Annotated in this window: 8 protein-coding genes; 4 read left to right on the top strand and 4 right to left on the bottom strand. The window is 66.9% G+C overall.

All coding sequences use genetic code 11. The features are described from left to right. The coding region (locus tag AC1DKD_RS36440) for a LysR family transcriptional regulator (protein WP_477144379.1) at positions 1 to 440 on the bottom strand (440 nt) is incomplete at its 3' end. Between the two features lie 100 nt (positions 441 to 540). On the opposite strand from AC1DKD_RS36440, the gene AC1DKD_RS36435 reads away from it, so the two are divergent. From AC1DKD_RS36435 to AC1DKD_RS36420, 4 genes are all read left to right on the top strand, one after another. After that, positions 541 to 1809, top strand: a complete 1269-nt coding sequence (locus AC1DKD_RS36435; RefSeq protein WP_477102075.1) for a CaiB/BaiF CoA transferase family protein — start codon at positions 541 to 543, stop codon at positions 1807 to 1809. Continuing rightward, on the top strand, positions 1809 to 2840 hold the full coding sequence (locus AC1DKD_RS36430; RefSeq protein ID WP_477144380.1) for an NADPH:quinone oxidoreductase family protein: 1032 nt from the start codon (positions 1809 to 1811) through the stop codon (positions 2838 to 2840). The genes AC1DKD_RS36435 and AC1DKD_RS36430 overlap by 1 nt, the downstream gene beginning before the upstream one ends. Continuing rightward, positions 2816 to 3862, top strand: a complete 1047-nt coding sequence (locus AC1DKD_RS36425; protein ID WP_477144378.1) for a tripartite tricarboxylate transporter substrate binding protein — start codon at positions 2816 to 2818, stop codon at positions 3860 to 3862. Before AC1DKD_RS36430 ends, AC1DKD_RS36425 begins: the two co-directional genes overlap by 25 nt. 91 nt (positions 3863 to 3953) lie before the next feature. Further along, a complete protein-coding gene (locus AC1DKD_RS36420; RefSeq protein WP_441636717.1) occupies positions 3954 to 4868 on the top strand; it encodes a helix-turn-helix domain-containing protein in 915 nt (304 codons plus the stop codon). Positions 4869 to 4877: 9 nt separating this feature from the next. Here the strand turns inward: AC1DKD_RS36420 and AC1DKD_RS36415 are convergent, their stop codons facing one another. The 3 genes from AC1DKD_RS36415 to AC1DKD_RS36405 form a co-directional block, all read right to left on the bottom strand. After that, positions 4878 to 6467, bottom strand: coding sequence for an FMN-binding glutamate synthase family protein (locus AC1DKD_RS36415; RefSeq protein WP_477144377.1), 1590 nt, complete (start codon positions 6465 to 6467; stop codon positions 4878 to 4880). Between the two features lie 91 nt (positions 6468 to 6558). Further along, positions 6559 to 7533 carry an alpha/beta hydrolase gene (locus AC1DKD_RS36410; RefSeq protein ID WP_477144376.1) on the bottom strand — a complete coding sequence of 325 codons (975 nt, stop codon included), beginning with the start codon at positions 7531 to 7533 and terminating at the stop codon, positions 6559 to 6561. 154 nt (positions 7534 to 7687) lie between these two features. Next, the coding region (locus tag AC1DKD_RS36405) for an HU family DNA-binding protein (protein WP_477144375.1) at positions 7688 to 8090 on the bottom strand (403 nt) is incomplete at its 5' end.

Genomic DNA, 8090 nt, shown 5'->3' with positions numbered 1-8090 from the left:
ACATCCACCTCGGCGGAAATCAGGTCGCCGATGTAGTCGTTGATCAGCACGCGCAAGGAGATGGCCGGGTATTGCCGGGCAAATTCCAGTAATACCTGCGCCAGGTAGAGATGCCCGAGTCCGGTGGGCAGGCGGATCCGCRCGTCGCCGCGCACGGTCTGGCCAAGGCTGTCGATCGAGGTGCCCGCCGCCTGCAGTTCATCGAGCATGCGAACGCCGTGCGCATACAGCAGCCGCCCGGCCTCGGTCAGCTCCACATGGCGGGTGGTGCGCCGCATCAGTTGCGCGCCCATATGCTGCTCAAGGGCCTTGAGACGGCGCGAGACATTGGAGCGGGTCATGCCGCCGCGCGCGGCGGCGGCCGTGAGCGTTCTGGATTCCACGAGCGTGACGAACAGCCGGATCAGGTTCAGGTCGAAGCTGGGATTATTGTCAATCATGAGTCAACACGGGTGGCACAGGCCGACGGATTGTCACGGCCAGGAGTACGCCCTAGCATAAGCCATCCGACGCCACCTTACGACTCTCAGATCCCTGCCGATGGCCCAGACCGACCTGCAATCCGCATTAGCTTCACCTACCGCCTCTTCATCCGAAGCGGTTGACGAACTGCCCTTCTCTGGCCTGCGCATCCTGGATATCAGCCAGGGCATTGCGGGCCCGTATTGCGCGCATATCCTCTGGCAACAAGGCGCCGAGGTCATCAAGGTCGATCCGCCGGCGGGCGACTGGGGCAGGCATGTGGGCGTGGTGCGCGGGGAGCACAGCGCGCTGTCGATCGCGTACAACGCAGGCAAGCGCGGCGTCTGCATCGATGCGGCCACCGACGCCGGCAAGGCGCTGCTATTCGACCTCGCGCTGCAAGCGGATATCGTGGTGCAGAACTTCCGGCCGCAGGTTGCCGAGCGGCTCGGCGTGGGCTATGCCGCGCTGTGCGCGCGCAATCCGGCGCTGGTCTATGTGTCGATCAGCGGCTACGGCGCGGACGGCCCCTATGCCGACTATCCGGCCTCGGACTCGGTGATGCAGGCCGACAGCGGCCTCATGCACACCAACCGCATGGCCGACGGCACGCCGCGCCGCATCGGCATGCTGCTGGCGGACGCGGCCACCGGGCTGTATGCGGCGCAAGCCTGCGCCGCTGCCTTGTGCAGGCGCTTTCGCCGCGGCCTCGGCGCGCATGTCGAGCTAAACCTGTTCGACGCCTGCGTAGCGCTGCAGGCCAACAATATCCTCGAGTACGCCATCCAGGGTGCCGTGGCCGCCGGGCCGGTGAGCGCGCCGAATGGCGTGTTTGCGACCAGCGACGGCAGCCTCACCTTGCTGGCGCTGAACAACGCGCAGTTCGGCAGGCTGTGCCTGGCGCTGGATCGCCCGGCGTGGGCGGACGATGCGCGCTTTGCCGACAATGCCAGCCGCATGGCGCACGCGGCGTGGCTGCAGGACGCCGTGGCTGCGGTGCTTGCCGGCAAGAGCACGGGGCACTGGCTGCGCATCCTTCAGGCGCACGATATCCTCCATGCGCCGGTGCGCGACTACCGGCAAGTGCTCGACCACCCGCAAGCCGCGCAGCAGGAGACGTTCCAGACGGTAGCGCAGCCTGGCCTGGCTACCCTGCCGTTTGCCGGCATCCCGGCCAAGGGCATGCGGCGCGTGCCCACCGCAGCGCCGCGTGTCGGCGAACACACCGAAGCCGTGTTGCGCGAATGCGGCATAGCGCCTGACAAGCTCGCCCGATTGCTGGAGTGTGGTGTTGTCAGGCAGGCTAGCCCTTTGGCTGGCCAAAACACGGCGGGAGCCACGGCATGATGCGCGCCCTGCTCTGCGAGCACTTCGGCAAAGCGCAAGACGTCCGCCTGGCGAGCATCCCGCGGCCGGCGCTTGCGGATCCGCACGCGGTCACGCTTGCCGTGGAATATGCCAGCGTGAGCCACGCCACCGGCCTGATGGTCGCGGGACGCTACCAGACCAAGCCGCCGTTGCCGTTCGTGCCCGRCACCGAGGCGGTCGGCCGCGTAGTGGCTTGCGGCGCGGCCGTCACGCGCCTGCGCCCCGGCGACCGCGTGGTGGCCATTGCCGACTGGGGCTGCTTTGCCGACGAAGTCACGCTGCCGGAGTACACCGTCTACCCCATACCCGATACGCTTGACGCGCTGCAAGCCCTGCCGGTCCCGCTCTCCTACGGCACCGCTTACTGCGGCCTGGTGTGGCGCGGCGCCGTGCAGCCGGGAGAAACGGTGCTGGTGCTCGGCGCCGGCGCCGGCGTGGGGCTGGCCGCGGTGGAAATCGCCCACCAGTTGGGCGCGCGGGTGATCGCCTGCGCCAGCACCGAATCGAAACGCGCGGAAGCCCTGCTGCGCGGCGCTCAGCATGCGCTGGCCCCGGAAGACCTGGCCGCCACAGTCAAGCGCGTAACCGGCGGGCATGGTGCCGACGTGGTGGTGGATCCGGTAGGCGGCGACCTGTTCGACCAGGCGCTGCGCGCGGCCGCTGCCAATGCGCGGATTCTCAGCATCGGCTTTGCCAGTGGCCGCATCCCGCAAGCGCCGCTGAACCTGCTGCTGGTGAAGAACCTGACGCTGCATGGATTTTTTGTTGGCCGCTATATCGGCTGGACCCCCGCCAACGAGYGGGCACAGCATGCGCCTGCGCTGCAGGCCGTCATGCGCACGCTGTGTGCCTGGGCCAGCGAGGGCAAGATTCGACCGACCGTGTCGAAGGTGTACCCGATGAGCGGGCTGGCCGAGGCGCTGGGCGCCCTGGAAGCCAGGCAGATCGTCGGCAAAGTCGCGATAAAAATCAAGGAGACAAATTCATGCCATTCCGATTCAGGGTCCTGAACACGCAACACGGTACACACCGCACCAAGCATCGCCGTTGCGCACGCCATCTGGTCTTGCTCGCGACTCTCGCCACGGCTGCCATTRCCGCCTTGGGCGCATCTCCCACCCGTGCCGCCGACGATTTCCCGCAACGCCCCATCCGCATGGTGCTGCCTTACCCGCCGGGCGGGCCAACCGACTTGCTGGCGCGCGTGGTCGGCGTCAAGATGGGCGACACGCTCGGCCAGACGGTGGTGATCGACAACAAGCCGGGCGCCAGCGGCATGATCGGCGCGGAAGTGGTCGCCAAGGCCGCGCCCGACGGCTACACGATTCTCGCCAATGCCTCGCTGCATGTGATCAACCCGAGCATCTACCCCAAGATGCGCTACGACGCGTTTCACGATTTTGTGCCCATCACGCAGTTGGCCGAAGTGCCACTGGTGCTGGTGGTCAACAACGATTCGCCCGTCAAGACCGTGCAGGACCTGATTGCCTATGCGAAGGCCAAGGGTGGCAGCATCAACTTTGGTTCGGCGGGAAATGCGTCGGCCCAGCAACTGGCCGGCGAGTCGTTCAAGTTCGCCGCCAATGTCTCGATGCAGCACGTGCCGTACAAGGGCAGCTCGCCCGCGCTGACCGACCTGATGGGCGGCCAGATCCAGTTGATGTTCGATTCCATGCCATCGGCCATGCCGTTTATCAAGGCCGGCAAGCTGCGCGCCGTGGCCGTCACCACGCTCAAGCGCGCGCGTGCCCTGCCGGACGTGCCCACGGTGGCGGAGTCGGGCTTGCCTGGCTTCAATATCAGCACCTGGTACGGGTTATGGGCACCGCGCGGCACGCCGGCCCCGATCGTGGCGAAGCTGGCGGCCCACGCCGCGCAGGCGCTGCGGCAGCCCGATGTGCAGCGCCAGTACGCCGACATGGGCGCCGAGCCGGTAGGTTCCTCCCCCGCCGAGTTCGCGCGCTACACCGTGGCGGAGGGCAACAAGTGGGCCGAGATCGTACGCAAGTCGGGCGCCAAGGCGGATCAGTAGCCATCGCTGCGCTGCCATGGCAAGCGGCAGCGCGGATGGACAGATCCGCCCCCTGGCGGGACAATTGGCACCCCGGTGCCGCCCCTGCCCCATGAAAACCGTCCCGACCTACTCGCTCTACGGGGTCAACTCCAACGAGCCCTTGCTGGAACAACTGCATTTCGAGTCGATCCCGGAGCGCAGCGGAATCAACGACTGGGAAATCAAGCCGCACCGCCACGAGCGCTTCTTCCAGGTTCTCTACGTGCACCAGGGGGGCGGCCGCGCGCTGCTCGACGACCGCGAGTACCCGCTGGGCTCGCGCACTGTGGTGACGGTGCCGCCGCGCTGCGTGCATGGCTTTCGGTTTACGCCTGACGTGGACGGCATCGTGATCACCATGACCGATCACTACCTGCACACGCTGCTGGCTGGCGTGCCGGATGCGCTGCCGCTGTTCGAGCGGCCCTACCACGACCAGTTCGGTGACCCGGCCCGCGGCGAGCGCGATGACGCCACCGTGCTCGCCGGAGCGCTGGAACTGTTTCGTGCGGAGATGAACGCGGTCTCGCTGTGGCGCGGCGCGGCCTTGTCGGCGCTGCTGTCCTTGCTGCTGGTGGGTATTGCCCGGCGCGCTTCGGGCGCGGGTGCAACCGGGGCGCAGCCGGCAGGCAGGACCGCACGCCATTTTCAGCAGTTCCAGCAACTGGTGGAGGCTCGTTTTCGGAACCACCAGGATCTGGCGGGCTACGCCGACACGCTCGGCATCTCGCCCACCCAGCTCAACCGCATCTGCCAGCAGCTTGCCGGCAGGAGCGCGCTGCAGCTGATCCATTCGCGCCTGATCGTGGAGGCGCAGCGCGATCTGCTCTATAGCGATCTCGATATCAAGCAGATCGCCTCGACGCTGGGCTTTGCGGATGCCGCGTATTTCGCGCGCTTCTTTGCCAAGCATGTTGGGCAGGCGCCCAGCGCATTCCGCCAGCACGGGCGCGCCCGCCTGCCGGCGCCGCAAGCCGCGCGCTAGCGCGGCGCTTTACATCGAGAAACTGTCGGAGCGCGCCAGCGGCCAATACTTCTCGTAGAGCTGGTAGCGGAAATTCCCGTTGATCAGGTCTCCCGGCGTCAGGAACTTGAGCAGTTCGGACATCAGCCGCACTTCGTTGGGCGAGATACGCCGCACGATATGGTGCGGCTTGAGATCGGCAGGATGATGCAGGCCGGCTGCCTGCAGGATTTCCAGCAACGCATGCAGCGTCTGGCGGTGGAAGCTGGCTACGCGATCCGCCTTGTCCGGCACCACGATGGCGCGCTGGCGCACCGGATCCTGCGTGGCCACGCCCACGGGGCAGCGGTCGGTATGGCATTTTTGCGCCTGCACGCAGCCGAGCGCAAACATGAAGCCGCGCGCCGAGTTGCACCAGTCGGCACCGGTGGCCAGCGTGCGTGCCACGTCGAACGCGGTAATGATCTTGCCGCTGGCGCCGATGCGGATCTTGTCGCGCAGGTTCACGCCGACCAGCGTGTTGTGGACCAGCAGCAACCCCTCCTGCAGCGGAACGCCGATATGGTCGACGAACTCCAGCGGCGCCGCGCCGGTGCCGCCTTCGGCGCCGTCCACCACGATGAAGTCCGGCAGGATGCCCGATTCCAGCATGGCCTTGACGATACCGAAGAACTCCCATGGGTGCCCGATGCAGAGCTTGAACCCGGTCGGCTTGCCACCGGACAGCGTGCGCAGCCGGTCGACGAACTGCAGCAGGCCCAGCGGCGTGGAGAATTCGCTGTGCGTGGCCGGCGAGATGCAGTCCTCGCCCATGGCGATGCCGCGCGTGGCGGCAATTTCCGGCGTGACCTTGGCCGCCGGCAGTACGCCGCCATGGCCCGGCTTGGCGCCTTGCGAGAGCTTGACCTCGATCATCTTGACCTGGGGCGAGCGCGCCTGCTCGGCGAACTTGTCGGGATCGAAGCCACCGTCCGCGCGGCGGCAACCAAAGTAGCCGGAGGCCACCTCCCAGATCAGGTCGCCGCCTTCGGCGCGGTGGTACGGGGAGATCGAGCCTTCGCCGGTGTCGTGGATAAAGCCGCCAAGCTTTGYGCCCCGGTTGAGCGAACGGATCGCGTTGCCGGACAGCGCGCCGAAGCTCATCGCCGAGACGTTGAAGATCGATAACGAGTAAGGCTGGGCGCGGCCCTCGCCCACGGTGATGCGGAAGTCGGCGGAGGGGATGCGGGTCGGCGCCAGCGAATGGCTGATCCACTCGTGGCCCGCCAGGCGCACATCGATCTCGGTGCCGAAGGGCCGGCTGTCGACCTCGTTCTTGGCGCGCTGGTAGACGAGGCTGCGCTGCTGGCGCGAGAACGGCATCTCGTTGGTGTCGTCCTCGATGAAATACTGGCGGATCTCCGGGCGGATGAACTCGAAGAAGAAGCGCAGGTGGCCCCAGACCGGATAGTTCCGCAGGATGGAGTGGCGCGACTGGCCAATGTCGTACAAACCGACCAACAGCAGCGCGACCGGCGCCGCCAGCCATGCCGGGGAAATCCGTTGCATGGCGGCGAGCGCCGCCAGCGCGAGCAACGCGAGCACGGTCAGCCAGACCGCGCCGTAACGACGAGAAAACATGGGGACTCCTAAAGGCCGGCAGTTGGCCGGCAACCCCGCGATTATCGCCGTTCCTCGCGGCCTGCGCTCCCGCCGGGTTGCACCCCGGGCGCTACCGTTGCCCTGCGTGGTCCGCGGTTTCCGCTTCCGCGCAGAGCGGGGCCAGGCCCGGCGGGTGCCGCTGTGCGCTGTCGTCGGYCTGCACGGCGGCTACGATCTGCGCGAACGCTGCGTCGGCTTCCGGCATCGGCAACAGCATCCACACGTGGAACATGCCCTCGTATTCGTAGTACCGCAGCGGCAATCCCTGTTCCTGCGCGAGCAGGCGGAAGGCGCGGCAGTCGGGCAGCAACACGTCATGGGTGCCGATGAACAGCGTCACCGGCGGCAGGTCACGCAGGCTGCCGTAGATGGGGCTGACCTGCGGCAGCGTGACGGGATCACCGCCGGCATAGACCCGGCCGCACTCGATGCCGCCTGGCTTGGACAGCATCGGGTCCAGCGGTTCGAGCGCATCGATGCCCGGGTTGCTCCCTGTCGCGTCCACGAACGGTGACATCAGCACCAGCCTGCCGGGCAGCGCGCGCCCGGAATCGCGCGCGATCTGCGCCAGCGCGAGCGCCATGCCGCCGCCGGCCGAATCGCCCATCACGGTCAGGCTGGCGGGCGGCTGGCGCTGCACGATCTGGTCGTAGAGCGGCAGCATCCCGGCAAACACGTCGCGGTAGGTATGTTCCGGCGCCAGYGGATAGATCGGCACGATCACCGTCGCGCCAAGGGCATCCACCAGCTTGCCGATGAAGTCCCAGTGCTGGCTGACGATATCGAATACGTAGCCGCCGCCGTGCAGGTAGAGAATCTGGCGGCCGCTGTCGGCGCCCCGCGGGCGCACGGTGTAGACCCCCACGCCGGCAACCAGTTCCATGCTGATTTCATGGCGCGCCAGCAAGCGCGGCGAGGGATCCGCCCGGCCGATCTTGCGGCGGCGGCGAATCTCTTCGTGCAGCGCCTGCGCACTGGAAAAACGGTGTTTGCGCCGGACCAGGCGCAGGGCTAGCCGCCACAGGCGGTACTGGATGCTTGGCATGACGATCTCCCGGAGTATTGCACCGGCTTCATTCACTGCCGGCTGAGGCGCCGCGGCGCACCTGCGAATGCACACGGCATGCCCGCAGTGCAAACGCCAGATACAAAAAAGGAGCCGGCTAGCGGCTCCTTTTCAAGCTGGAAACAGGCCCCGATCAGGCAGCTGCTGCGTCCTTCAGCTTCTTCAGCGGRCGSACCTTGACCTTGACGCTGGCGGGCTTGGCCGGGAACCAACGCTCTTCACCGGAGAACGGGTCCTTGCCGAAGCGCTTCTTCTTGGCGGGCACTTGCTGGGCCGTAACCTTCATCAGGCCGGGCAGCGTGAACTCGCCTGCGCCCTTCTTGTGCAGCGCGCTGACGATGGTGTTTTCCAGATGAGCCAGCACCGTCTTCACGGCTTTGGCCTCCAACTGGGTCTGTGCTACCAGATGAGCGACCAGGCTCGACTTGTTGAAGGTTTCCTTCAGCGGACGCGGGGTTACCGCGGCAGCTGCGGGAGCAGCCTTCTTGGCCGGCGCGGCCTTCTTGGCAGCAGCCTTTACAGGTGCAGCTTTGGTT

The sequence above is a fragment of the Cupriavidus sp. 05T313 genome (assembly GCF_056396665.1).
The sequence above is the reverse complement of the archived record's forward strand: the minus strand, read 5'-3'. Positions and strand labels throughout refer to the sequence as shown.